The sequence below is a fragment of the Nonomuraea sp. B208 genome (genome assembly GCF_057536035.1).
On record NZ_BAAJOU010000027.1, the window covers coordinates 539,443 to 563,387 of the forward strand.

Annotated in this window: 22 protein-coding genes; 10 read left to right on the plus strand and 12 right to left on the minus strand. The window is 73.5% G+C overall.

The features are described 5' to 3' along the window. Positions 1-3 precede the first annotated feature (3 nt). Together AC27IY_RS34180 and AC27IY_RS34185 are read right to left on the minus strand one after the other, a co-directional pair. Positions 4-2,214, minus strand: coding sequence for an alpha/beta fold hydrolase (locus AC27IY_RS34180; protein ID WP_487180488.1), 2,211 nt, complete (start codon positions 2,212-2,214; stop codon positions 4-6). Beyond that, a complete protein-coding gene (locus tag AC27IY_RS34185) occupies positions 2,211-3,104 on the minus strand; it encodes an ABC transporter ATP-binding protein (RefSeq protein ID WP_487180489.1) in 894 nt (297 codons plus the stop codon). The genes AC27IY_RS34180 and AC27IY_RS34185 overlap by 4 nt, the downstream gene beginning before the upstream one ends. A gap of 131 nt (positions 3,105-3,235) precedes the next feature. Between AC27IY_RS34185 and AC27IY_RS34190 the strand changes: the two genes are divergently transcribed. Next, positions 3,236-4,291, plus strand: a complete 1,056-nt coding sequence (locus AC27IY_RS34190) for a sensor histidine kinase (RefSeq protein ID WP_487180490.1) — start codon at positions 3,236-3,238, stop codon at positions 4,289-4,291. Further along, entirely contained in the window at positions 4,279-4,956 is a 678-nt protein-coding gene (locus tag AC27IY_RS34195; protein WP_423449364.1) for a response regulator transcription factor, read from the plus strand. The genes AC27IY_RS34190 and AC27IY_RS34195 overlap by 13 nt, the downstream gene beginning before the upstream one ends. Here AC27IY_RS34195 and AC27IY_RS34200 read toward each other — a convergent pair. From AC27IY_RS34200 to AC27IY_RS34215, 4 genes are all read right to left on the minus strand, one after another. Continuing rightward, a complete protein-coding gene (locus AC27IY_RS34200) occupies positions 4,941-5,708 on the minus strand; it encodes an SDR family NAD(P)-dependent oxidoreductase (RefSeq protein WP_423449363.1) in 768 nt (255 codons plus the stop codon). The genes AC27IY_RS34195 and AC27IY_RS34200 overlap by 16 nt on opposite strands. 26 nt (positions 5,709-5,734) lie before the next feature. Next, complete coding sequence (locus tag AC27IY_RS34205; protein WP_487180491.1) at positions 5,735-6,757, minus strand: zinc-dependent alcohol dehydrogenase family protein; 1,023 nt, start codon at positions 6,755-6,757, stop codon at positions 5,735-5,737. Positions 6,758-6,784: 27 nt separating this feature from the next. Further along, positions 6,785-7,021 (minus strand): carboxymuconolactone decarboxylase family protein, encoded by a 237-nt coding sequence (locus AC27IY_RS34210; protein ID WP_449955650.1) that lies wholly within the window; start codon positions 7,019-7,021, stop codon positions 6,785-6,787. A 213-nt stretch (positions 7,022-7,234) separates the two neighbouring features. Further along, positions 7,235-7,966, minus strand: a complete 732-nt coding sequence (locus AC27IY_RS34215; protein ID WP_449955648.1) for a TetR/AcrR family transcriptional regulator — start codon at positions 7,964-7,966, stop codon at positions 7,235-7,237. 99 nt (positions 7,967-8,065) lie between these two features. On the opposite strand from AC27IY_RS34215, the gene AC27IY_RS34220 reads away from it, so the two are divergent. After that, entirely contained in the window at positions 8,066-8,998 is a 933-nt protein-coding gene (locus AC27IY_RS34220) for an NADP-dependent oxidoreductase (RefSeq protein ID WP_449955645.1), read from the plus strand. 16 nt (positions 8,999-9,014) lie between these two features. On the opposite strand, the gene AC27IY_RS34225 is transcribed toward AC27IY_RS34220, so the two are convergent. Together AC27IY_RS34225 and AC27IY_RS34230 are read right to left on the minus strand one after the other, a co-directional pair. After that, a complete protein-coding gene (locus AC27IY_RS34225; RefSeq protein ID WP_487180492.1) occupies positions 9,015-10,424 on the minus strand; it encodes an alpha/beta hydrolase family protein in 1,410 nt (469 codons plus the stop codon). Between the two features lie 118 nt (positions 10,425-10,542). Beyond that, complete coding sequence (locus AC27IY_RS34230) at positions 10,543-10,941, minus strand: nuclear transport factor 2 family protein (RefSeq protein WP_487180494.1); 399 nt, start codon at positions 10,939-10,941, stop codon at positions 10,543-10,545. 88 nt (positions 10,942-11,029) lie between these two features. Here AC27IY_RS34230 and AC27IY_RS34235 point away from each other — a divergent pair, with 88 nt between their 5' ends. The 4 genes from AC27IY_RS34235 to AC27IY_RS34250 all read left to right on the plus strand — a co-directional run bounded on the left by AC27IY_RS34235 (position 11,030) and on the right by AC27IY_RS34250 (position 15,039). Continuing rightward, a complete protein-coding gene (locus AC27IY_RS34235) occupies positions 11,030-11,797 on the plus strand; it encodes a helix-turn-helix domain-containing protein (RefSeq protein ID WP_487180495.1) in 768 nt (255 codons plus the stop codon). A 70-nt stretch (positions 11,798-11,867) separates the two neighbouring features. Then, a complete protein-coding gene (locus tag AC27IY_RS34240) occupies positions 11,868-12,551 on the plus strand; it encodes a TetR/AcrR family transcriptional regulator (protein WP_423449349.1) in 684 nt (227 codons plus the stop codon). Then, a complete protein-coding gene (locus AC27IY_RS34245; protein ID WP_423476214.1) occupies positions 12,548-13,447 on the plus strand; it encodes an ABC transporter ATP-binding protein in 900 nt (299 codons plus the stop codon). Before AC27IY_RS34240 ends, AC27IY_RS34245 begins: the two co-directional genes overlap by 4 nt. Next, positions 13,444-15,039 carry an ABC transporter permease gene (locus AC27IY_RS34250; RefSeq protein WP_487180497.1) on the plus strand — a complete coding sequence of 532 codons (1,596 nt, stop codon included), beginning with the start codon at positions 13,444-13,446 and terminating at the stop codon, positions 15,037-15,039. Before AC27IY_RS34245 ends, AC27IY_RS34250 begins: the two co-directional genes overlap by 4 nt. An 8-nt stretch (positions 15,040-15,047) precedes the next feature. Here the strand turns inward: AC27IY_RS34250 and AC27IY_RS34255 are convergent, their stop codons facing one another. Both AC27IY_RS34255 and AC27IY_RS34260 read right to left on the minus strand, forming a co-directional pair. After that, complete coding sequence (locus tag AC27IY_RS34255) at positions 15,048-16,340, minus strand: MFS transporter (RefSeq protein WP_487180498.1); 1,293 nt, start codon at positions 16,338-16,340, stop codon at positions 15,048-15,050. Continuing rightward, positions 16,258-20,187 (minus strand): nSTAND1 domain-containing NTPase, encoded by a 3,930-nt coding sequence (locus tag AC27IY_RS34260; RefSeq protein ID WP_487180499.1) that lies wholly within the window; start codon positions 20,185-20,187, stop codon positions 16,258-16,260. The genes AC27IY_RS34255 and AC27IY_RS34260 overlap by 83 nt, the downstream gene beginning before the upstream one ends. A 189-nt stretch (positions 20,188-20,376) precedes the next feature. Between AC27IY_RS34260 and AC27IY_RS34265 the strand changes: the two genes are divergently transcribed. Then, on the plus strand, positions 20,377-20,727 hold the full coding sequence (locus tag AC27IY_RS34265; RefSeq protein WP_371248128.1) for a hypothetical protein: 351 nt from the start codon (positions 20,377-20,379) through the stop codon (positions 20,725-20,727). An 80-nt stretch (positions 20,728-20,807) separates the two neighbouring features. Here AC27IY_RS34265 and AC27IY_RS34270 read toward each other — a convergent pair whose 3' ends face one another. Further along, entirely contained in the window at positions 20,808-21,515 is a 708-nt protein-coding gene (locus AC27IY_RS34270) for an SDR family NAD(P)-dependent oxidoreductase (RefSeq protein WP_487180500.1), read from the minus strand. A gap of 103 nt (positions 21,516-21,618) precedes the next feature. On the opposite strand from AC27IY_RS34270, the gene AC27IY_RS34275 reads away from it, so the two are divergent. Continuing rightward, positions 21,619-22,452 carry a helix-turn-helix transcriptional regulator gene (locus AC27IY_RS34275; protein ID WP_487180501.1) on the plus strand — a complete coding sequence of 278 codons (834 nt, stop codon included), beginning with the start codon at positions 21,619-21,621 and terminating at the stop codon, positions 22,450-22,452. A gap of 30 nt (positions 22,453-22,482) precedes the next feature. On the opposite strand, the gene AC27IY_RS34280 is transcribed toward AC27IY_RS34275, so the two are convergent. After that, positions 22,483-23,091, minus strand: a complete 609-nt coding sequence (locus tag AC27IY_RS34280) for a TetR/AcrR family transcriptional regulator (RefSeq protein ID WP_423449338.1) — start codon at positions 23,089-23,091, stop codon at positions 22,483-22,485. Positions 23,092-23,198: 107 nt separating this feature from the next. Between AC27IY_RS34280 and AC27IY_RS34285 the strand changes: the two genes are divergently transcribed. Beyond that, the gene (locus AC27IY_RS34285; protein ID WP_487180502.1) at positions 23,199-23,939 is read left to right on the plus strand and encodes an SDR family NAD(P)-dependent oxidoreductase; all 741 of its coding nucleotides are present in this window, start codon (positions 23,199-23,201) and stop codon (positions 23,937-23,939) included. Positions 23,940-23,945 lie beyond the last annotated feature (6 nt).

Consider the following 23,945-nt stretch of genomic DNA (forward strand, 5'->3'; position numbering starts at 1 on the left):
GGATCAGCTCTCCGCGCGGCAGACGGTGTTCGCGGGCGGGACGCGGAGGTCGATGAAGTACCGGTTGGCGTGCGCGATCGTGCACGCGTCGCCCGTGTGGTACAGCCCGTGCCCGTGCCCCTCGAAGCGGATCGTGCCCGATCCCGGCACCCGGAGGGCGAGGTCGGCGGTGTCGGCGTAGTCGGTCCACGTTCCCGCGCCGACGAACGGCGGCAGCTGGTTCACGGGAAGAGGTGCGGCGGGGTTGCGTACCGGTTCCGGCCAGCCCACGCAGCCCAGCGGGTGCCACAGCTCGTTGCCTGACAGGTGCGGCGCGACCCGGTCGCCCAGGGCGCGCAGCCGGCGGTACTCCGCGTAGTCGCGATAGCCGATCCCGTCGAGGCAGTGGGTCATGTTCATCCCGACGTACGAGGGCGGTTTCAGGCTGCCCAGCGTCCCCGCCTTGACGTAGTCGGAGAATCCGGTGGCGTCCCCCTTCTCCGCCCGCCTGATCGCCTGGGCCAGCTCCTTCCACCGGGCGTTGTCCGCGCCGGGCGTGACGAGGTGGGGCATGGCGGCCACGGCGAGGTCGAAGCCGCTGTAGGCGACTCCCTTCTCGGCCGGTACGGGGGAGCGGTCGGCAGCGGCGCGCAGGTCGTTCCACACGGCGCCGACGTCACGTCCGTGGAGGGCGCAGCCGGGGTCTTGCGCGCACCACTGGCTGAAGCGGGTGAACTGCGCCTCCATGAGGGCGTACCGCGCCCGGTCCTCCTCGCTCTTGTCCCGGAGCGTGTTGACGGTCCCGTCCAGGTACATCGCCCGTACCCGGCCGGGGAAGAGCCTGGCGTACGCGAGCCCGGGGACGCCGCCGTAGGAGGTCGCCAGGAAGGTGAACCGCCGCTCGCCCATCGCCGCACGGATCGCCTCGATGTCGCGCGCGAAGGAGGCGGAGTCGAGGTGGCCGAACAGCTCGGGGTCGGCGGCGCGGCAGCGCTCGGCGGCGGCCCGGTTCGAGCGGGCCAGCGCGGCCCACTCGCGCTCGTCGTCCGGCGGGGTGATCCACGGGCCGGTGGTGAGGCAGTCCTGGTCGAGGACGCCCAGCTCGATGCCGTTGCGCGGCAGGAGGCTGACGACGTCGAAGCGGTCCCGGATCTGGGCGAAGCTGCCCGCGTGCCGCTCCAGGTCCTCCACTCCGGAGCCGCCGGGCCCGCCGGGGATGGAGAACAGTACGCCGATGCGGTGGCGCCGGCCGGTGTGGGGGAGCATCGCGAGGGGGAGCGTGATCGTACGGCCCCGGGGTTCGGACCAGTCGACGGGGACGCGGATCTCGCCGCAGAGCAGCTTGCCGCAGGGCTTCCAGGTCAAGGTGGACGCGGGAGCGGCGCCGGCGGACAGGGGCGCGGCGCCTGCCAGGAGGACGGTGACGGCCGAACCGGCGAGCAGCGGCCGGAGCCGGCGCCCGCGCAGCGCGATGGCGACCGCCGCGGCGGCCAAGGCGGCCACGGTGTACGCGGCCAGCAACGCGCCCGCGGCGAGCGGGGTGAGCAGGCCGTCGGCCGCGATCTGGCCGGGCAGCGCCCCGATGAGGTGCGCCCCGATCCGGTCGCCGAGCGGACGCGGCAGGGTCTGCGCGGCGACGGGCAGGATCAGCAGCAGGACCATCAGCGTGACCAGCGTGCCCGCCGTGGAACGGATCGCCGTGCCGAGTCCCAGCCCCATGAGCGCGACCAGCGGCATCGAGGCGCCGGTGATCAGCAGCCCGGCCAGGACGCCCGGCTCGGACAGGGAGGCGCCGAGCGTCTCCCCGTCGAGCAGCACGGTGTCCGCCCTGGCGCCGAGGACCGCCATGGTGGCGGCGTACATGCCGAAGACCAGCACCTGCCCCGCGGCCAGGCTCACGGCCACCAGGACCGCGATCTTCGCGAGGAGGAAGGTGCGGCGGGCCGGTACGGCGGTCAGGCTCGTGCTGATGTGGCCCGTGCCGTACTCGGTGGTGATGGAGAGCGCGCCGAGCGCGCCCATCACGAGGTGGGCGAAGGGCAGGCCGGTGCCGAGCCCGTCGCCCAGGCTGCCGAAGCGGCGCTGCTCCGCGCCCTGCTGGGCGTCGAAACCGCGCGTGACCAGGAAGGCCACGCCGGCGCTGAGGCCCACCGCGATCAGCGCGGACAGCAGCAGGCAGAGGTTGGAGCGGAGGGTTCTGAACTTCAGCCACTCCGCCGCGATCGCGTCCTTCATCGCGCCACGTACTCCCTGCTGTCGCCGGTCAGCTCCATGAACGCCTCCTCAAGGGACGCCTCGCGCGGCGTGAGCTCGTACAGCGCGATGCCGTGGGCGAAGGCCAGCTCGCCGATGCGCCTGGCGTCGAGCCCGGTCACCGCCAGCCCGTCCTCCGCCCGGACGACGCCCCCGTTCGCCCGCAGCACCGTCGCCAGCGCCGCCGGGTCGGCGGCGCGGACGAGCACGTCGCGCCGGTGCCGCTCGGCGAGGGCCGCCATGTCCGTGTCGGCGATCAGGCGGCCGCGCCCCACCACCACGACGTGGTCGGCGGTCACGGCCATCTCGGCCATCAGGTGGCTGGAGACGAGCACCGCCCGGCCCTCCGCGGCCAGCGCGCGCATCAGCTCGCGGATCCACCGCACGCCCTCCGGGTCCAGCCCGTTGACCGGCTCGTCGAACATCAGCGCCTCCGGGTCGCCCAGCAGCGCCACCGCGATCCCGAGCCGCTGCTTCATGCCCAGGGAGAACCGCGCGATCCGCCTGCCCGCCGCGGCCGTCAGCCCCACCCGGTCGATCACCTCGTCCACCCGGGCCGGGCCGATGCCGTTGCTGCGCGCCACGCACGCCACGTGCGCCCGCGCGGTGCGGCCGCCGTGGACGGCTCCGGCGTCCAGCAGCGCCCCGAGCGTCAGCAGCGGGCGGGCGAGCGAGGCGTAGGGCCGCCCGGCGACCAGGGCGCTGCCGGACTGCGGGGCTTCCAGTCCGAGGACGGCCCGCATGGTGGTGGACTTCCCGGCGCCGTTGGGTCCGAGGAAACCGGTCACCCGGCCCGGTCTGGCGGCGAAGGTGAGCGCGTCCACCGCGGTGGCGTCGCCGTACTTGACGGTGAGGTCGTTGACTTCGATCACGGGCTTCAGCCTCGCCGCGTGAGCACGCGTCCTCCATCCGCCTGCGCCCAGCACGGGAGGTGGGATTTCCCGCCCTCGAAGGTAGGGCTGGACCTACCGTGGGACCGGTGATCGGCGGGCAGACTGGCGGGGTGAGCAGAGTCAGGAGGGGGTTGATCGCGGCGGCCGGGGTGCCGCTGAACGCGATCACGGGTATGGCGGTGGTCCTCGCCTGGGTGCCGGCCGTCCGCGCGGCTCTCGTCTCGCTGGAGCGGGCGTGGGCGGGAGCGGCGCTGGGCCGGGCCATTCCGGCGCGTGAGCCCGGCGGCCTGCGCGTACTGGCCTGGCTGGCGATCAACGCCGTCGTCGGACCGGCGCTCCTGACGGCGGTGGCCGCCGTGCTGAACACCGTGGGCGTCATCTCCTCCCTGAACCCGGCCGTCAACGGCCCGAGCGTGACCTTCACGCTCAGCCTGGCGCTGCTCACCCTCCCGGCGCTCGCGGTGGTCGTCGCCGCGCTCCTGGGACTGGCCGAGGCCCGGCTCGCCGAGCTGCTCCTCGGCGGTGGCGGCTCGCTGGCCCAGCGGGTACGCGCGCTGACCGTCTCCAGGGCCGCCGCCGTGGACGCGCGGGCGGCAGAACTGCGCCGCATCGAGCGCGACCTGCACGACGGCGCCCAGGCCAGGCTCATCGCCGTACGGATGAGCCTCGGCCTGGCCAGGAGCGCCGGCGACCCGGCGCAGGCCCGCGAGCTGATCGAGGAGGCGTGGGAGTCGGCCGGACAGGCCCTCACCGACCTGCGCGACCTGGTGCGCGGCATCCACCCGCCCGTGCTCGCCGACCGCGGCCTGGCGGGCGCGATCGAGGCGGCCGCCCTCCTCTGTCCCGTCCCGGTGGCCACGGACCTCGTCCTGACCGGCCGCCCCGAGCCGCCGGTCGAGTCCGCGCTCTACTTCGCCGCGGCCGAGGCCATGTCCAACGTCACCAAGCACAGCCAGGCCACCCGCGCATGGGTACGCCTGCGCCGCACCCGCGCCGGCCTCCGCCTGGTCGTCGGCGACGACGGGCACGGCGGCGCGGATCCGGCGGCGGGCACCGGCCTGCGCGGGATCGCGGAGCGCCTGTCCGCGTTCGACGGGACGCTGACCGTGCAGAGCCCGCCGGGCGGGCCGACCGTCCTCACGATGGAGCTGCCGTGCGCGTGGTGATCGCCGAGGATCTCGCCCTGCTTCGCGACGGCCTGATCCGGCTGCTGTCGGCGCACGGCTTCGAGGTCGTCGAGGCGGTGGACAACGGTCCGATGCTCCTGACGGCTCTTCTGGAGCGGACCCCCGACGTGGCCGTCATCGACGTACGGCTCCCGCCCACCTTCACCGACGAGGGCCTGCGCACCGCCCTGGAGGCCCGCCGCCGCCGGCCGGGGCTTCCGGTGCTGATCCTGTCGCAGTACGTCGAGCAGCTCTACGCCCGCGAGCTCCTCTCGGACCGCTCGGGCGGCGTCGGATACCTCCTGAAGGACCGCATCGGCGACGTGGCGGAGTTCGTCGAGTCGGTACGCAGGGTCGCCGGCGGCGGCACCGCCATGGACGCGGAGGTGATCTCCCAGCTCCTGACCCGCCGGTCGAGGGACGAGCCCCTGGCCGGGCTGACCGTCAGGGAGCGCGAGGTCCTCGCCCTGATGGCGGAGGGCCTGTCCAACCTGGCGATAGCGGCCCGCTTCGGGGTCACGGACAAGGCCATCGGCAAGCACACCAACAACATCTTCGCCAAGCTCGGCCTCCCGCCCTCCGACGACCACAACCGCCGCGTCATGGCCGTCCTCGCCTACCTCCAGGCGGGCCCCGTCTCGGGGCTTGATCAGCGGGCGACGTAGCCGCCGTCCACGGGCAGGGCGACGCCGATCACGAAGCCGGCTCCCGGGCTGCACAGCCACAGGACGGCCTGGGCGACCTCCTCGGCGGTGCCGAGCCGGTTGACGGGCTGGTTCGCCTCGGCCTCGGCGAGGTCGAGCTCACCCTTGGCGATCATGTCGCTGACCATGGGGGTGTCGACGGTGCCGGGACAGACGGCGTTGATGCGGATGCCGCGCGGCGCGTATTCAAGGGCGGCGCTCGTGGTGAGGCCGATGACGCCGTGCTTGCTCGCGTGGTACGAGGCCCGTCCGGGAAGGCCGACGAGCCCGCCGAGGGAGGAGCAGTTGACGATGGCGCCGCTGCCCTGGGCGCGCATGTGCCGCAGCTCGTGCTTCATGCTCGCCCAGACGCCGCGCAGGTTGACGGCGTTGACCCGGTCGAAGGCGTCGACGGGCTCGTCGGCGGCGTCACAGGGCGGGATCTGGATGCCGGCGTTGTTGTAGGCCATGTCGAGACGGCCGAAGGTCTCGACTGTCCGGTCGACGGCGGCGGCGACCTGGTCCTCGTCGGCGACGTCGCAGGTGAGGGCCAGGACCCGGTGGCCGGCGTCGGTGAGGTCCTTCGCCGCGGCGTCGAGGGCCCGCGTGTCGACGTCGGTGAGGGCGACGGCGGCCCCGGACTCGGCGAAGGCGCGGGCGGTGGCCAGCCCCATCCCGGAGCCTGCTCCGGTGACGAGGGCGACCTGCCCGGTGAAGTCGTAGACGGGATTCATGCGGTGGTTTCTCCTCGGCGGGCGGTTCAGGGGCGGAGCAGGGTCTTGACGGCGCGGCGCTCGTCCATCGCCCGGTAGCCCTCGGCCGCCTGCTCCAGCGGCAGGGTCAGGTCGAAGACCTTGCCCGGGTCGATGGTGCCGTCGCAGATCAGCTCGATCAGGTGGGGCAGGTACTCGCGTACCGGGGCGGGGCCGCCGTGCAGGTGCACCAGGGACATGAACAGCTCGTCGCCCGGCAGCGCGACGTCGTGGGAGACGCCGACGAAGCCGACGTGGCCGCCGGGGCGGGTGGAGCGGATGGCCTGCAGCATCGACTCCTGGGTGCCGACCGCCTCGATGACGCTGTGCGCGCCGAGCCCGTTCGTCAGCTCCTTGATCTTCTCCACGCCCGCGTCGCCGCGTTCGGTGACGATGTCGGTGGCGCCGAAGGAGCGGGCCAGCTCCTGCCGCGCGGCGTGGCGGCTCATCGCGATGACGCGTTCGGCGCCGAGTTGCCTGGCCGCCAGCACGCCGCACAGGCCGACGGCGCCGTCACCGACGACGGCGACGGTCCTGCCGGGCCCGGCCTCGGCGGCGACGGCCGCGAACCAGCCGGTGCCGAGCACGTCGGAGGCGGCCAGCAGGCTGGGCACCAGGCCGGCGTCCGGCATGCCGGGCGTCGCGACCAGGGTGCCGTCGGCCAGCGGGATCCGGGCCAGCTCCGACTGGGTGCCGATGGTGCCCATCAGGACCCGCTGCACGCACGCGCACTGGTAGCCGGATCGGCAGATCTCGCACGTGTTGTCGGAGGCCCAGAACGAGCCGACCACGAACTGGCCGGGCTTCAGCGTCCGGACCTCGCTGCCGACCTCCTCCACGACGCCGACGTACTCGTGGCCCATCGGCGTCGGCCCGTCGATCTTCTCCACGCCGCGGTAGGGCCACAGGTCCGAGCCGCAGACGCAGGTCGCGCTCAGGCGGATGATCGCGTCGGTCGGTTCGATGATCCGCGGGTCCGGGCGGTCCTCGACGCGGACGTCGCCCGGTGCGTACAGAACTGCTCCACGCATGGTGGACTCTCCTTCGGATGTACGTGTTCAGCGGCCCGTGCCGGTGCGGGCGGCCCCGTGCTCGGCGTCGCCGACGTGTTCGAGCCAGGTGGGCTCCTCGCCCTCCCACAGCGCCAGATGCGTCATGAACTGGCCGGGGCGACGCCGCGACAGCCCCTCGTCCGGCCACACCTGCCCGAACAGCACGTCGTCGGTCAGGTGCACCAGCTGCGGCGCGAAGTCGCCGAACATGGCCTGGGCTCCGGTCGGTCCGTCGGTCGGCATCCGTGTCTCCCTCCTCGAATCACCCTCGGCTTCCCGGGAACGGCCCGGCCGGTCCCCGCGTCAGCGGAGAATGGCCGCCGCCCGGGCATTGCTTTGCCCGCGATGGCGCGGTCCGGCACGCCGTAGGACAACGCCCAGGAAACCGGCTCCATCTCGCGCCCGGGAGGTCGGGTTTATCGGGGGGACAAGCTCAACCCCTTTCCGCCTCCGCAGTCACGACGGCTCCTCGGTTGACGTCCCAGCGGGGCCTTCGTCGGGGCCGGAGGCGTGGCGGGTGAGGCGGACCATCGCCCGGTACAGGGCGGTGGGTGCGGGGGCCTGGTCCAGCGGCGGCAGGTCGGCGCCGGGGGCGGCCCAGGCGCGCAGCATGTGGCCGACCAGGCGGCGCCAGGTGTCAGGGGCGGCGTCGGCGGTGGCGGCGATGACGCCCGCGTTGGCCATCAGCAGGATGATCAGGTCCTGGTCGGCGAAGTCGTCACGCAGGCGGCCGGTGGCCTTGGCCCGCGCGATGAGCTCGAGGAAGCTGTCGTAGGTCTCGTCGCGGCGCTTCTCCAGCGCCTTGGCGGCGGGAAAGGTCATGGCCAGCACCTCGGCGAAGCCGCGGTCGGCGGCCTGCATGGCGCACAGGGCCTGGACATAGCCGACGAAGCCGTGCCAGGGGTCGGGGTCGGCCAGCGCCTCGGTGACGGCGGCGGCGTAGGCGTCGAGGCGGTCGGCGAACACGGCGTTGACGAGCTCCGCACGGCCGGCGAAGCGGCGCGACAGGGTCGCCTTGCCGACGCCCGCCTCCCGGGCGATGCAGGCCATGGAGACGCCGAGGCCGTGGCTGGCGTACAGGCGGCGGGCGGCGTCCAGGATGCGTTCGCGGTTGCGCTCGGCGTCGGCGCGCAGTCCCGGTCCTGGCTGCCGGTCGGCGGGCGGGCCGGGCTCGTCGGCGGAGGTCATGAAGCCCATCCTATCCAAGTGGAACGACCTACCCACTTTCGCTGTTAGGCTTCGACACGGAAACGGGTAGGCCGTTCCACTTATTGAGAGGTGCCGTTCATGCGTGCCGTGACACTGGACTCCGTCCCGCAGATCCCCGCCCTGGCCGACGTCCCCACCCCGCAGCCGGAGGCAGGGGAGGTGCTGGTCAGGGTCGCCGCCTCGTCGATCAACGGCTTCGACGCCGCCACCGCGGCCGGCTACCTGCAAGGGGCGATGGAACACCGCTTCCCGCTGGTGGTGGGCAAGGACTTCGCCGGGACCGTCGAGGCGCTCGGCGAGGGCGTCGAGGGCTTCACGATCGGGCAGGCGGTCTTCGGTGTGGTGATGAAGCCGTTCCTGGGCACCGGCTCGCTGGCCCAGTACGTCACCGTGCCCGCCGGCTACGGCATCGCCCCGATTCCCGACGGCCTGAGCGTTCAGGAGGCGGGCGCGCTGGGCCTGGCCGGCACCGCGGCGCTGGACAGCGTCACCGCCGTCGCCCCGGCCGAGGGCGAGAGCGTGCTGATCTCCGGCGCCACCGGCGGGGTCGGTGCGCTGGCCGTGCAGCTGGCCGCCGCCCGCGGCGCCCGCGTCATCGCCACCGCCCGGCCCGGCGCTGAAGCCGACTTCGTCACCGGCCTGTCCGACGCCACCGTTCATCTCGTGGACTTCACCGGTGATCTCCCGGCCCAGGTACGCGCGCTCGCCCCGCAAGGGGTGGACGCCGTGCTGCACCTGGCGGGCGACGGCGTTCAGCTCGCGGGCCTGCTGCGTCCTGGCGGCCGCCTGGCCTCCACCCTCGGGCTGAGCGCCGACGCGGTGGATGGCGTCACCATTCACGCGATCATGGCCGACACCAACGCGCGGACCCTGGCCTCGCTGGCCGCCCAGGCCGCCTCGGGCGCGTTGCGTGTCCCGGTCACCGCCACCTACCCGCTGGAGCAGGCTCCGAAGGCTTTCGCCGACTTCGGCGCCGGCGCGCTCGGCAAGCTCGCCGTCACCTGCTCCTGATCGCCGCCACCCACGCTCACAGGACGGTCAGGCGGCCGTACTGGGACAGGGCGGCGGCCAGGTCGCCGGGTTCGCCGCGGAGTGCGGCGTCGAGGAAGGCGACGGTGGCCGCCGCGGTGATGCGTGGCCCGGCGGTCCGGCCGAGGGAGCCGACGAGCGTGGGCAGCGACGGCAGGAAGAGCGGAGCGTCGGTGAAGGTGAGGTGTGCCGAACCGGGGACGGTGAGCCGGTAGCTCGTCGCCGTGCTGAGCTGGAGCACCCGCGTGAGGCGCGAAAGGTAGTCCGGCTCCTCGCCCGGCTTCACGTCGTGGGTGAGCGCGAGCACGGGCTGGTCGAACGGTCGCGGCGCGGGGTCTCGCGGGAAGCCGTCGATGTCGATGACGGCCGCGAACCGGGGGTCCTGGCGGGCGGCCTGCAGGGCGGCGGCGCCCCCGAGGGAGTGGCCGGTCGCCGCGGCCCGGCGGATGTCGAGCCGCCCGGTCAGCAGGCCCGGGATCTCGCCGCGGTCCAGGCGGACGAGCTGGGTGAGGACGAAGCTGAGGTCGGCGGCCCTGACCGCGGTCCACCCGGCCGCGCGCCTGTCGTCCTCCGCCTGGTCGCCGGTGGAGGCGACCCGGGTGCGGATCGTCCGGCCGTCGGTGAGGGTGACGACGGCCGAGTCGTACGGGTGGTCGAGGGCCGCCACGACGTAGCCGCGACCGGCCAGTTCCTGCGCCCAGGCGGTGCTCTGGGTGCGCACGCCGCCGAGCCCGGGCGAGAACAGCACCACGGGGAACCGGCCGCCTCCGGCGGCCACGGGGGCATCGGGCACGGAGCGCGTGTGGGCGCGTGCCGCCTCGTCGAGAACGAAACGCGGCAGGCCGAGGTAGTCGGCCTCGCCGTGGGCGACGAGCCGCGCCTCCTCCGCCGTACGGCCCAGGTACCACGCAGGCCGGGCGGCAGGATCGCGCCGCGCGGGATACCAGAGCTGGACGACGACCGTCCGCCTGTCATCGGTCCGCGACGTGGCGGTCTCCGCTCGATCGGGGTCGGTCCACTGCACGACGGTGGTGCCGACGGCGTAGGCGCCCGACGGCTCGGGGAACACGGGCCGGGGCAGCGCCCACGCCGCCGCCGCGCCCGCCAGAACCAGCGCCAGGCATGCCGCCGACCCCGGCAGGGCAATCCACCACCGGGTTCGCCGCCTCCGCAGGGAGAGGGCGGCGAACGTCAGCGCGATGGCCCCGCCCGCGAGGACGGGTATGAGCTGCCAGCGGATCCCGAGCACGGCCAGCACGATCGCCGACACCGCGAAGGCCGCCGCGCCGGCCCACGTCGAGGGCCGGCGCGCGCCGGGCGGCAGCCAGCGGGCCAGCACCAGCACGACGGCGGCCGCCAAGGCCACGAGCTCTACCAGGGACAGGCCGAACAACACGGTCACAGTCATGGTGATCACGGTGGCGGAGTGATCGCAGCCGGACATCGGCCCCGATGGGGAAAGTCGTGCGCGACCTCGGTATGACCCCGCACGACCGGTCTGCGACCGGGGTCGCAGGGCCCGCCGATCAGCGCGGCTCCCACCATGTCAGGTTGGCTTCCGCCTGGGACGCCGGCTCGATGATCTCCCATGCCTCGGCGATCAGGCCGTCGTCGAGCCGCCAGACGTCGACGACCGTGATCTCCGGCCCGGCATCGGGCAGCCGGCGCCGCGAGTGCATCACGACGTGATCGCCGTCGGCCAGCACGTGCTCGATCTCGACCTGCATGCCGGCCAGCGGGACGAGCGCGGCGCGCACGGCGGCCAGCCATTCCGGCTTCGTCCTGGCGGTCGCGTCCGGACGGTGGTGCAGGAAGTCGTCGCTCAGCAGGGGCGCGAGCGCGCCGACGTCGCCGGTCGCGACCAGCGCGGTCAGCGCCTGCTGGACGATGCTCTTGTTGTCGTGGGTCATGTTCTGTGTGGTCACGGGCGGCAATGTTTCCGGCGTCCGTGATGTTTGTCGATGAAATCGCATGTCATGGCGTTCTGTACGTAGGTGAGTAGCATCGGGGCCCATGCAGACGGTGGGGGAGTTGCTGCGGGAGTGGCGGCATCGACGGCGGCTCAGCCAGCTGGATCTCGCGATCGCCGCCGACGTGTCGGCCCGTCACGTCAGCCTGGTGGAGACCGGCAAGTCCCGCCCGAGCGCCGAGATGATCGTGCGGTTGGCCGAGCAGCTCGACGTGCCGTTGCGGGAGCGCAACCGGCTGCTGCTGGCCGCCGGGTTCGCGCCCCGCTACGCCGAGCGGCCTCTCGACCGTGAGGCGCTGGCGGCGGCCTGGGACGCGATCGAACGGGTGCTGCGCGCGCACGAGCCGTACCCGGCGCTGGCCATCGATCGCCGGTGGAACATCGTGATGAGCAATCGCGCCCTCGACCCGTTCCTCGCCGGCGTCGCCCCCGACCTGCTGGTCCCGCCGGTCAACATGGTGCGGATCGGGCTGGACCCGCGCGGGCTCGCCCCGCACATCGTCAACCTGGCTCAGGTGCGCGCGCTGCTGCGTACCCGGATCGCGCGGCAGCTCGCCACGGCTCCCGACCCCGAGCTCACCGCGCTCTACGAGGAACTTCTGGCCCCTCATGCGGGGGACGCGGGTCAACCGGCCGGCTCCGAGATCGCCATCCCGATGATCTTCCGCTTCGGCGGCCGGGAGCTGCGGCTGTTCTCGACGACGACCACGTTCGGCACGCCGATGGACATCACCCTGGACGAGGTCTCGATCGAGTCGTACTACCCGACGGACGCCGACAGCGCCGCCTACTTCACCGCCGAATCCGCCTAGCGGCGGCCTCTGCGCCGCCCTACTATGCAACTGAACAGTTGGCTATGCACGTGGATAGGAGCGCGGGGCAGTGACGACATCAGGACCCGACACCGAGGACCTGACCGCTCGCGCGCGGATCAGAGACGCGGCCCTGCGGCATTTCGGCGAGCACGGCTTCGACAGGGCGACGACCCGGGCGATCGCCGAGACCGCCGGCGTCTCCCCGGGGCTGCTGCGCCATCACTTCGGCTCCAAGCAGGCGCTGCGCGAGGCGTGCGACGCCCACCTGGTCAAGCTGATCAGCAGGATCAACGAGCAGGCGGCCGCCGACATGGCCGCCGGCGGCGTGAACGGCGTGAACCACGTCGCGGCCTCCCTGGCGGCCCTCGGGCCCTACCAGCGCTACCTGGCGCGCGCCCTGACCGAGGGGCGGGCCGAGCCGGTGTTCGACGCGATGGTCCGGATGAGCGAGCAGTGGCTCGCGGGGCTCGACGAGCGCCGCTCCGACGTCCCCTTCGCCGGCCGCAAGGCCAGGGCGACGGTGGGCACGGCGATGGCCCTGGCCGTCGGGATCCTCCACGAGCACGTGTCCCGAGGGCTGGGCGCCGACGTGTCCGGCGAGGAGGGCGCCCACCTGCTCGCCCTGACCCTGCTCGACCTCTACTCCCACCCCTGGCTCAGCCCGGACGAGGCCGCCGCCTACCGCGACGCCCTGGACAGGACCCGGACGGACGCCGGAACCGCACTCCCGACCGAGGAGGGCCCTCGATGAGTGACGCGTTGTCCATCACAGGCTTGGTCAAGACGTTCGGCTCCACCCGCGCGCTGGACGGCCTCGATCTCGTCGTGGGCGCCGGCGAGGTGCACGGCTTCCTGGGGCCGAACGGCGCGGGCAAGAGCACCACGATCCGGATCCTGCTCGGCCTGCTGCGCGCCGACGCGGGCACCGCCCGGCTGCTCGGCGGCGATCCGTGGGCCGCAGCGACGGAGCTGCACCGCAGGCTGGCGTACGTACCCGGGGATGTCGTGCTGTGGCCGCAGTTGTCCGGCGGCGAGGTGATCGATCTGCTCGGGCGGCTGCGCGGCGGGCTCGACGAGCGGCGCCGCGCCGCGCTGCTGGAGCGCTTCGACCTGGACCCCCGCAAGAAGTGCCGCGCCTACTCCAAGGGAAACCGGCAGAAGGTCGCCCTGATCGCCGCGCTGGCCTCCGACGCCGAGCTGCTCGTCCTCGACGAGCCCACCTCGGGCCTGGACCCCCTGATGGAGGAGGTCTTCCGCGAGACCATCCGGGAGGAGCGGCGCCGCGGTGACCGTACCGTGCTGCTGTCCAGCCACATCCTGGCCGAGGTCGAAGCGCTGTGCGACCGGGTGACCATCGTCAAGGACGGCCGCACGGTCGAAAGCGGGTCCCTGGACGGTCTGCGCCATCTCACCCGCACCTCCATCCAGGCCGACCTGGCGGCGTCGGCGGGGGAGCTGGCCGGCCTGCCCGGGGTGCACGGCCTGCGCACCGAGGGCAGCCGGGTGTGGTTCGACGTGGACACGGCCGGCCTGGACGTCGTGCTGCGGCGCCTCACCGACCTCGGCGTACGCGCCCTCGTCAGCCGGCCTCCCACCCTGGAGGAGCTGTTCCTCCGGCACTACGACCGCACCGGCAGGAGCGCATGAGTCCTTTCGCCGGCACCGGCCACCTGGTCCGCCTGGCGCTGCGCCGCGAACGGGCCGTCGCCCCCTGGTGGATCCTGCTGATCGTGAGCATGAGCCTGGTGATGGTGGCCTACGTCAACCGCTACATGGCCACCCAGGAGCTGAAGCTCACCTACCTCGGCATCATCACCAGGACGCCCTTCCTCCACGCGATCGGCGGCGGCCGGGTGGAGCCCCGGCTGGAGGTGCTGGCCACCTGGCGCAGCGGCGGCTTCCTGTACGTGGCCGGCGCGTTCGCCGCCGTGATGTCGGTCGTCCGGCACACCCGCGGGGAAGAGGACGCGGGCAGGACCGAGCTGGTCCGCGCCGCCGTCGTGAGCCGTCGTGCCCCGCTGGCCGCCACCGTGCTGGTGGCGGCGGGCATCAGCCTGGTCGCCGGGGCGCTGACCGTGGCCGCGCTGATCACGGTCGGGCTCCCGCCGATCGGATCGATCGCGTACGGAGCCGCCGTCGCGCTCGCGGGCTGGCTGTTCGGCGGCATCGCCGCGGTCGCCGCCCAGCTCGCCGCCGGCGCCCGCTCGGCCACCACGATCGCCCTGTCCGTGCTCGGCCTCGCCTACGTGATGCGCTTCTCCGGGGACGCCATGGGACAACCCTGGCTGAAGTACCTGTCGCCCATCGGCTGGAGTCACCTGGTGCAGCCGTACCAGGGCGAGCGGTGGTGGCTGGCCGGTGTCATGTTCGTGGTCGGCACGGCGCTGCACGCGCTCGCGTTCGGGCTGCTCGACCGCCGCGACCTCGGGGCCGGCGTGCTGGCCGAGCGGCCGGGCCCGGCCACGGCCCCGGAGCTGCGCGGCCCGGTCAGCCTGGCCTGGCGGCTGCACCGCGGCCTGCTCATGAAGTGGGCGGTGGGGGTCGGGGTCTTCGCGGGGGCGGCGGGCGCGCTGTCCCCGTTGACGAACGATCTGCTCACGCGGCCGAGCGTCATGCTGGACACCATCACCGCCATGACCGGCATGCGCTCGCCGTCGCTCGCCGCGTACGTCTGGTACCTGATCATGATCATCGCGTACGCCGTCGCGCTCTACCCGGTGCTCATGGTCATCAGGCTCCGCGCGGAGGAGGTCTCGGGCCGCGGCGAGGCGGTGCTGGCCACCCCGCTGACCCGGCTGCGCTGGGCGGCCGGGCACCTGCTCGTGACCGGGCTCGGCACGGCCGCGCTGATGGCCGTCGCCGGTCTGGTCTTCGGCACGGTGTTCTCGCTGCTCGTCGGCGACCTCGCCACCGACCTGCCCCGCTTCGTCGCGGGGGCGCTGACCACCGTGCCCGCGGCGTGGTGCGTGGGGGCGGTGTGCCTGCTCGCGTACGGGCTCACGCCGCGGGCCGGCGTGGCGGTCTCCTGGCTGGCCTGGGTCCTGACCTGCGCACTGGGACAGGTCATCTCCCCCTTCTACGGGTTCTTCGGCGGTCTCCCGGTGGAACCGTTCCACTACGTCGCGAACGCCATGACCGGGGCGCCGTACGACGCCCGCCCGGCCCTCGCGCTCACCGTGGTCACCGCCCTGCTCCTCGCCGGCGGCCTGCTGGCCCTGCGCCGCCGCGACTTCGGCTGAGCCCGGCGTCAGCGGTCGGGCAGGATGCGCATCGTGCGCAGCGGCGAGGCGAGCGCGATGCCGGTGCCCGCCAGCATCAGGCAGGACGTGACGACCAGGGTCGCCCGCAGGCCGAGCGCCTCACCGGCCACGCCGCCGAGCACCGCGCCGAGCGACTGGCCTCCGTAGGCCAGGAACCGCCAGATGGCGTTGGCGCGGGAGAGCAGCTCCGGGGGGATCAGGGCCTGGCGGAAGGTCTGCTGGTTGACGCCGTACAGGGAGGGGCCGCTGCCCCGCAGGACCTGCGAGAGGACCAGGACCGTCAGCGTCACGGCGAAGGGCCCGGCCGCGGCGGCCAGCACCAGGCCGGCGACCGAGGCCAGGAGCATGCCCAGGATGAACGTCGGACCGGGGCCCATGCGGTGGGTGACGCGGGTCGCCACCAGGGCGCCCGCGACGCCGGCCGCGCCGGTGAGCGCGACGAGGACGCCGATCAGGCCGGCCGGCAGGCCGAGGTCGCGTACGAGGTAGAGCACGAGCACGACGGCCTGGGCCTGACCGGCGAACGCGCCGACGGTGGCGGCCAGGATGACCGTGCGCATGACGGGGTGGGCGAAGACCGCGCGCAGGCCCTCGGCCAGGTCGGCCCGCAGCCGCACGGGGCCGCGTCCGCCGCTGACGCGCGGCCGGCCGGCTGCCCGGATGCGGGTCTTGACCAGGGCGGAGATCAGGAACGAGGCCGCGTCGACGGCGATGGCGATCGGCGCGGTGAGCGCCGACACCAGCAGGCCGCCCACCGCCGAGCCGGTGGTGTTCACGGTGGCGTTGCTCAGCATGAGCGTGCTGTTGGCGGCGAGCAGCCGCTCGCGCGGGACGAGGTGCGGGGTGAACGACTGGGCCGCGACCGACTCGAAGAGCGCGGCGATCCCGGCCAGCGTCACCACCGCGTACAGGTGCCAGATCCGCAACTGCCCCAGGGCGGCCAGGACGGGCAGCGCGCCGAGCAGCAGCGCCCGGACCGCGTCGGCGACGACGATCGTGCGGCGGTAGGGGACGCGGTCCACCCACACGCCGGCCGGCAGGCCCAGCACCAGGTGCGGTAACAGGCCGAGCGCGCCGAGCAGCCCCATCTCGGTGGCCGAGGCGCCCAGGTGGAGCACCGCGGTCAGGGGCAGCGCCACGGTGGTGACGCTCGACCCGAGCAGCGAGACGGAGTTGCCGGTGAACAGCCTGCGGAAGTCAGGATGATGAGCCAGCACCGCCCAGAAGGGTTCCGGCGGCGGCTCGGCGGCGTCGCGTGCCTCGTCCTTGCCACGGATCACGGGGCACGCTAACCCGGACCGGCGACCCGGGCAAATCAGCGCGGCGACGCATGCCCCGGACGGCTTCGGGCTGAGGGCATACCGGTCGGAACTCTTCTCCTGGTACGTACCGGGCCCATTCCGTGGGTGTGAAGGATCGTCCCGCGAGGTCGCACAGGGCAGCGGCCAGGTTCGGGGGAACGGCTACGTTCCACAGGCGCACGGTGTGATCCAGGCCCGCGGTGGCCAGCCTGGTCCCGTCCGGGCTGAACGCCACGGCGGCCGTGACCTCTTGGTGGGCGGTGAGCGAGGCGCCGATGGGATGGCCGGTGGCGACGTCCCACAGGCGTACGGTGTGGTCCTCACCCGCGGTGACGAGCCTGGTGCCGTCCGGGCTGAACGCCACCGAATGGACCGAGCCCTCGTGGCCGGTGAGCGGGTCGCCGATCTGCCGGCGGCGGGCGACGTCCCACAGGCGCACCGTGTGGTCCTCACCTCCGGTGGCCAGCCTGGTGCCGTCCGGGCTGAACGCCACCGAATAGACGATCTGCTCGGGGCCGGTGAGCGGGTCGCCGACCTGCCGGCGACCGGCGACGTCCCACAGCCGCACTCTTCCGTCCTTGCAGCCCACGGCCAGGCTGCGCCCGTCCGGACTGAACGCCACCGAACAGACATCCTGACCGGTGAGCGGGTCGCCGATCTGCCGGCGGCCGGCGACGTCCCACAGCCGTACGGTGGTGTCGAACGAGCTTGTGGCCAGCATGGTCCCGTCCGGGCTCAGGGACATCGCCAGGATGGATTCGGCGTGGCCGTGGAGGGGCTTGCCGATGGGATGTCGGGTGGCCGCGTTCCACAGCCGTACGGTGTGGTCGTTGCCGGCACTGACGAGAGTCCGTCCGTCCGGGCTGAACGCCACCTCGACCACCTCGTCTTCGTGGCCGGTGAGCGGGTCTCCTAGCTGCCGGCGGCCGGCGACGTCCCACAGGCGCACCGTGTGGTCCTCACCTCCGGTGGCCAGCTTGGTCCCGTCGGGGCTGAAGGCCACCGAGCGCACAGATTTGTCGTAGCCGGTGAGGGGCTTGCCGACGGGATGCCGGGTGGTCACATCCCATACCCGTACCGTGTGGTCGCCGGTGCCGCTGCTCCACAGTGTCGTCCCGTCGGGAGAGAAGGCCATGGACAGCACGCTGCGCCCGATGAGGGGAGCGCCGATCTGGCGGTGGGTGGTCATGTCCCACAGCTTGATCTTCCCGGAGGAGGCGGTGGCGAGGACGCTTCCGTCCGCGGTGATCGCCGCGGCACCACCCCACACGTCGTCCGCCTCCAGGGGAGGGCCGATCTGACGGCCCGTCCTCACGTCCCATGCCCGCGCCGTCGTGCCCTCCGAGGTGATCAGAGTACGGCCGTCCGGGCTGAAGGCCAGTGCGGACAATCCCTGCGCCTCGGGCGTGTCCTCGACGGAGACGGGGTCGATCTCGCGCAGGGAGAGGGTGTCCCACAGGCGCACCGTCCTGTTGCCGTGATGGGTACGGGCCATGGTCCGCCCGTCAGGGCTGAAGATCGCCGAGATGGAGCCGGCGTAGTCGGGGGTGTGCTCGGCGGCGATCGGCGTACGACGGTTCAGGTCCCACACCCGCAGCGTCCCGCCGGTGTCCATGCTGGCCAGGGTGTGCCCGTCCGGGCGGAACGCCACCGCCAGAACGGGGTCGGCCACGGTGAGCGGGGCGCCCACCTGGCGGCGGGCGGCCACGTCCCACAGCCGGATGGTGCCGTCCGACGAGCCGGTGGCGAGCGTACGCCCGTCGCGGCTGAACGCCACCGACGACACCGGTTCCTCGTGGCCGGTGAGCGGGGCGCCCAGCGGGCGACGGGTGGCCGTGTCCCACAGCCGTACGGTGGCGTCGCTGTTGTGCGCGCCGGCCATGATCCGCCCGTCGGGGCCGGCCGCCAGCGCGTTCATGAGTCCGGGCAGAACGGCTCGTTCGGGCCGGCTGAGCACATTGACCATGGCGAGGCGCGCTTCGGGGGTCGGGGCGAGCGCCCAGGCGGTGGTGGCCAGCCGGGCGGCGGTGGCGGGGTCGCCGGTCAGCAGTTCGCTCTGCACGGCGAGTTGCCGGGAGAGGGCCTGGGCGCGCTGGTACAGAGCCAGATCGCGTTGGCGGACGGCATATCCTCCGGCTGCCACGACCACGATCAGCAGCGTGGTGAGCAGGGCGACGAGTTGACGCCTGCGGCGGATCCGGCGGGCGGCCAGGCGGTGCTCGGCGGCCTCGGCCGCCAGGCAGGCGTCCAGGAAGTCCCGTTCGAGGGTGGTCAGGGCGGCCGGCTGGGAGCCGGCCCATTCCCGGGCGGCGCTCAGCCGGGTGCCGCGATACAGCAGCGAGGTGTCGCGGTGCTCGCGTTCCCATGCCTCGGCGGCTTCGGCGAGGCGGCGGTGGGTGCGCAGCCCGGCGCGGTCGGCCACGATCCATTCGCGCAGCCGGGGCCAGGCCCGCAGCAGCGCCTCGTGGGCGAGCTGGGCGGCTCCGGCGTCCAGGGTGAGCAGGCGGGCGGTGGCGAAGGCGTCGATCACCTCCGAGGTGGGCTCCGGCGGGAAGTGCGCGGGTGGCAGCCGGCGGACGTCGACGGGACGGCGCGTCTCGGGGCCGGACTCCTCGACGCACACCATGTGCAGCAGCAGGCGGCGGGCGATGTCCTGGCCGGTGGGGTCGAGAGCGGTGTAGACGTTCTCGGCGGTGGCGGCGACCGCGCCCGCGATCCCGCCGGTCAGCCGGTAGCCCGCCACGGTCAGCGTGTCGCCCGCGCGGTGCTGCCAGGTCGCCAGCAGCGCGTGGGACAGCAGGGGCAGCGCGCCCGGCTCGTGCGCCGGCCCGCTTTCCCGCCCGTCCGCTCCCGGCGGCACGCCCAGGTCCCGCAGCAGCAGCTCCACCAGCGCCGGCTCCACGCCGAGGCCCGCCTCGCGGGCGGGGCCGGTGATGACCTCGCGCAGCTCGGCGACGCTCATCGGGCCGAGCGGCAGCTGCCCCTCGCGCAGGGTCTCCAGCAGGACGGGATGGTTGAGGCAGTGGCCGTAGAAGTCGGCGCGCACGCCGAGCACCACGGGTTGACCGGCGACGGCCAGCGCGTCCACGGCCGCGAGGAAGGTACGGCGTTCGGCGTCCTCGTCGCAGAGTGTGAAGATCTCCTCAAGCTGGTCGACCACCAGCACCAGCCGGCGCCGGGGACCGCCGTCGGGTGTCCCGGCGTTCACCGCCTGCGCGACCTGCCCGGCGAAGGCGGCGGGATCGTCCGCGAGGACGCCGGCCAGGTGGGCGGGGTCGAGCCCGGTGAGCGTGCTGATCCTGGCCGGCAGCTCGGCGACCGGATGCGCGCCGGGGGTGAACACGACGGCCGGCCACGAGCGGGATCCGGGCGCCGGCAGCACCCCTCGGCGCAGGGCGGGCAGCAGTCCCGCCCGCAGCAGGGACGTCTTGCCCGCCCCCGAGGGGGCCACCACGATCAGCGGCCCGCGCCCCGGCATGCGCTCGGCCAGCCGCCCCACCAGCACGCCCACCGTACGGTCCCGGCCGAAGAACCAGCGGGAATCCTCGGGCCCGTAGGGCTGAAGCCCCCGATAGGGGCAGCCTCCGCGCGCCTGTGTGATCGACTCGGCCAGCTCGGTCAGCTCGCCGCCGGTCTCCAGAACCGCGTCGCACCGGCGCGCCACCCCCACCGACAGCGCCTTCTCGCCGGTCTCGACCTTGCTCAGGTAGCCCTTGCTGTAGTGGGTCAGCCGGGACAGCTCCTTCAGCGACAGCCCGCGTGCCGTCCGCAGCCGCCGCAGCGCGGCGCCGGGGGTTGTCTCCGGACCGCCCTCGCCCTCGTGCACCTCCGAGACCTTACAAGGGGTGAGGGACCGGTCGCAGTACGTGGTGCGGGTTGTGGTGGTACCTCCGGGTTTCCCTGGCCACCAGGTCGGGAGGGCGACGGGAAACCCCTACTGCGCCTGCCACGGCCGGCAACACGATCGGTGCACCGGTTCATCCGGACCGGAAGCCATCCAGAGGAAGGAAGCAACATGCGTGCTCACATCCGTCTCACCCTCGGTCTCGCTCTCGGCCTCGCCGCCCTCGCCGCGCCGGCCACGCTGGCGGTCACGGCGTCGGCGACCCAGGCGGCGCAGGCCCAGTCCGCGAGGTCCGGCGTCGACTTCCGCGTGCCCGGGGTCCGGATCTTCTCCCGGCCGGACGGGGGAGCGACCCGGGTCGGCCTCGGCTATCCGGGCCAGGGCTGGGACATCCAGGGCACCGGGTACGGCACGGCGTACACCTGCGACAACGGCGTGACCACCACCAGCTGGGAGCACGGCCGCAACATCCGCACCGGCGTGGTCGGCTGGGTCCCGAGCTGCAACACGGTGATCGTCTAGCGTCCGCCCCTGGAGGCCCTCGGGGACGCGCCGCGGCGCGCTCCGGGGGCCTTCCCGGTTCCTGTGCCGGGCCTCCGCTGTCACCAGGGGAGGGGGCCTTCGGCGTCGAAGTAGCCGCCGGTGGGGCCGTCGGGGCCGACCTGGGCCATCCGGACGATGATCTCGGCGCCCTCCTCGACGGTCTGGGTGCCTGTGTGGCCGTTCAGGTCGGTGGCGGTGTAGCCGGGCTCGACCGCGTTGATCCGCATGTCCGGAAACGCCTTGGCGTACTGCACGGTGATCATGTTGACCGCGGCCTTGGACGCCGGGTAGGCGACGCCGGAGTAGGCGTGAGCGGGTGTGCCCGGGGCGGTCATGCGGGTCAGCGAGGCCAGCCCGCTGCTGACGTTGACCACGACCGGGGCCGCGGAGCGCTGGAGCAGCGGCAGGAACGCGTGGGTGACGCGCACCAGGCCGAAGACGTTGGTCTCGAACAGCTGCCGCATCAGGTCGGCGGTCGTCTCCGCGGCGCCCGCGACCAGGTTCCCTTCGCGGCGGCCTTCGATGCCGGCGTTGTTGACCAGCACGTCCAGGCCGCCGTCGGCCTCGATGGTCTTCGCCGCGGCCGCGACGGAGGCGTCATCGGTGACGTCGAGGAGGACCATCCGCGCGCCCAGCCTCGCGGCGGCCCGGCGCCCGCGCTCCGCGTCCCGGCTGCCGACGTAGACGGTGTGGCCTGCCGCGACGAGCCTGCGAGCGGTCTCGAAGCCCAGCCCTTTGTTCGCCCCGGTGATCAGTGTTGTCGTCATGTCCCCAGGGTCCGGCCGGGTGGGTCGGGCAGCCAGCCGTCTCGTCTTCCTGGGACTGGCGGTACCAGGAAGACCCGCCGGCCGGCGGTGCACAATGGTGGGCATGGCGGAGTTCGGGCGGGCGGTGCGGCGCTGGCGCGATCGCGTCTCGCCCGAGGTCGTCGGGCTGCCGGTCGGTGGGCACCGGCGCGCGGCCGGACTGCGCCGTGAGGAGCTGGCCCTGCTGGCCGGGATCTCCGTCGACTACCTCACGCGCCTGGAACAGGGCCGCGCCGCCAACCCGTCCGCGCAGGTCGTCGATGCCCTGGCCAGGGCGTTGCGGCTGTCGCCTGCCGAACGCGCCCACCTGTTCGGCCTGGCCGGGCTGGCGCCGCCTGGCCCGCGGGCGGTCCCGGCGTACATCACGCCGAGCGTTCAGCGGCTGCTGGACCGGATGAGCGGGACACCCGTCGCCGTCTACGACGCGTCCTGGACCTTGCTGATGGCCAACCCCCCGTACGCGGCGTTGATGGGCGATCCGTCCGGATGGCGCGGCGACCAGCGCAACGCCGTGTGGCGGCAGTTCCTCGGCCCGTCCACCCGGGTCCGGCACACGCCGGAGTCCCGGCGTGCCCTGGAGAGCGCCCTGGTCGCCGACCTGCGCGCGGCCGCCGCCCGCTACCCGGCCGACCAGCGGCTACGGCACCTGGTCGCGGAGCTGCGGGCAGGCAGCGACCGGTTCGCCGAACTGTGGGATTCCGGCGCCGTCGGCCACCACGAGGCCGCGCGCAAGACCATCGATCACCCGCACGCAGGAGCCCTGACGCTGGACTGCGACGTGCTCACCGTGTCCGGCAGCGACCTGCGCATCATGATCTACACGGCCGAGCCCGGCACCGTGGACGCCGAACGCCTCGCCCTGCTCACCGTGCTCGGCACCCAGACACTCGCCGGGTAGCCGGGCCGGCCGCCGCCGGCACGTCATCCCTCAGGCGCTCTCGGCGCGGAGGGCGTCGATCAGGGCGTCGACGGCGGCGAGTGCGGCAGAGGTGTCGAGCCCGGCGCGGGCGACCAGGGAAAGGCCCTGGACGGTGAACAGCAGGAGCTGCGCCTGGGCCTCGGGGGTGGCGGCCCGGGTGACCTCGCCGTCGGCCTGCGCGCGCCGCAGGGCGTCGGCGACGATCGTGGTGAAGCGGGCGTGCGAGCGGGCCACGATCTCGCGGGCCTCGGCATCGTGCGGGACCAGTTCGGCGGTGGTGTTGCCGATCATGCAGCCTTGCGGAACGCCGGCGTCGGAGGCGTACTCCCGCGCGCGGGCAGGGTTGGCGAGCACCTCGCGCAGCGCCGGCAGCACCGGCCCGTCCTCCAGCGCCGCGACCAACTGGCGCTCGTAGGTGTCCCAGTACAGCCGGACCGCCGCCAGGTAGAACTGCCGCTTGTCGCCGAAGGCTCCGTACAGGCTGCCCCGCTCCAGCTCCAGCGCGTCGACCAGGTCCTGGACGGAGGTCTCTCCGTAGCCCCGGGACCAGAACAGCAGGAGCGCGCGCTCCAGTGCCTGGTCCTTGTCGAACGCGCGGGGTCGTCCTGTCCGTGCCATGTCCCCAGGGTACGACTTTTTGACCGCTTGCACGAAATGCCCTACGGTGACGTCGAGCGACTTTTTGAACGCTTGCATGAAAGTCGCCGGACGAGAGGCAGGACCACATGGACTTCACCGGAAAGACGGCGCTGATCACCGGTTCGGGCGCCATCGGCGGGCTCGGGCACGCGACCGCGAGGATCCTCGCCGCCGCCGGAGCCGACGTGATCATCACCGGCACGGACCCGCAACGCGCAGCGCTGGTCGTGGACGACGTGCGGGGGAGCGCGGGCGGCTCCGTGCGCTTCGTTCCCGCCGACCTGGCCGACCCGCAGGCCGTGCGGAGACTGGCCGAGGACGCCGGGGCGGTGGACGTGCTCGTCAACAACGCGGGCGTCGTCCCGTTCGGCGCGACCCCCGAGCAGGACCTGGCCGCCTACGACGCCGCCTTCGCGGTCAACGTGCGCGCGCCGTTCATCCTGGTCGCCGAGATCGCACCGAAGATGGCCGCCGGCGGGGGCGGCAGCATCGTGAACGTCAGCTCCACGGCGGCCGGCCTGGGCATGCCGCTGATGGCGGTCTACGGCGCCACCAAGGCGGCGCTCGAGTCCCTGACCCGCACCTGGGCGGCCGAGTTCGCCGCCTCGAACGTGCGCGTCAACGCCGTGTCGCCCGGCCCGATGACCACCTCCAAGGTGGTGGCGGCCATGGGACCGGATCTCGGCGGCATGGGACTGACCACCGCGCTGAAGCGCACCGCCGACCCTGCCGAGGTCGCCCGCGTCATCGCCTTCATCGCCAGCGACCAGGCCAGCTACGTCACCGGCGCCGTCGTGGCCGCCGACGGCGGCCGTACCGCCATCTGAGCCCGG

Coding starts and splice junctions, on each gene's coding strand:
- AC27IY_RS34180 (WP_487180488.1), bottom strand. CDS start 2,214: ATGAAGGACGCGATCGCGGCGGAGTGGCTGAAGTTCAGAACCCTCCGC.
- AC27IY_RS34200 (WP_423449363.1), bottom strand. CDS start 5,708: ATGAATCCCGTCTACGACTTCACCGGGCAGGTCGCCCTCGTCACCGGA.
- AC27IY_RS34205 (WP_487180491.1), bottom strand. CDS start 6,757: ATGCGTGGAGCAGTTCTGTACGCACCGGGCGACGTCCGCGTCGAGGAC.
- AC27IY_RS34210 (WP_449955650.1), bottom strand. CDS start 7,021: ATGCCGACCGACGGACCGACCGGAGCCCAGGCCATGTTCGGCGACTTC.
- AC27IY_RS34215 (WP_449955648.1), bottom strand. CDS start 7,966: ATGACCTCCGCCGACGAGCCCGGCCCGCCCGCCGACCGGCAGCCAGGA.
- AC27IY_RS34220 (WP_449955645.1), top strand. CDS start 8,066: ATGCGTGCCGTGACACTGGACTCCGTCCCGCAGATCCCCGCCCTGGCC.
- AC27IY_RS34225 (WP_487180492.1), bottom strand. CDS start 10,424: ATGACTGTGACCGTGTTGTTCGGCCTGTCCCTGGTAGAGCTCGTGGCC.
- AC27IY_RS34235 (WP_487180495.1), top strand. CDS start 11,030: ATGCAGACGGTGGGGGAGTTGCTGCGGGAGTGGCGGCATCGACGGCGG.
- AC27IY_RS34245 (WP_423476214.1), top strand. CDS start 12,548: ATGAGTGACGCGTTGTCCATCACAGGCTTGGTCAAGACGTTCGGCTCC.
- AC27IY_RS34250 (WP_487180497.1), top strand. CDS start 13,444: ATGAGTCCTTTCGCCGGCACCGGCCACCTGGTCCGCCTGGCGCTGCGC.
- AC27IY_RS34265 (WP_371248128.1), top strand. CDS start 20,377: ATGCGTGCTCACATCCGTCTCACCCTCGGTCTCGCTCTCGGCCTCGCC.
- AC27IY_RS34270 (WP_487180500.1), bottom strand. CDS start 21,515: ATGACGACAACACTGATCACCGGGGCGAACAAAGGGCTGGGCTTCGAG.
- AC27IY_RS34275 (WP_487180501.1), top strand. CDS start 21,619: ATGGCGGAGTTCGGGCGGGCGGTGCGGCGCTGGCGCGATCGCGTCTCG.
- AC27IY_RS34280 (WP_423449338.1), bottom strand. CDS start 23,091: ATGGCACGGACAGGACGACCCCGCGCGTTCGACAAGGACCAGGCACTG.
- AC27IY_RS34285 (WP_487180502.1), top strand. CDS start 23,199: ATGGACTTCACCGGAAAGACGGCGCTGATCACCGGTTCGGGCGCCATC.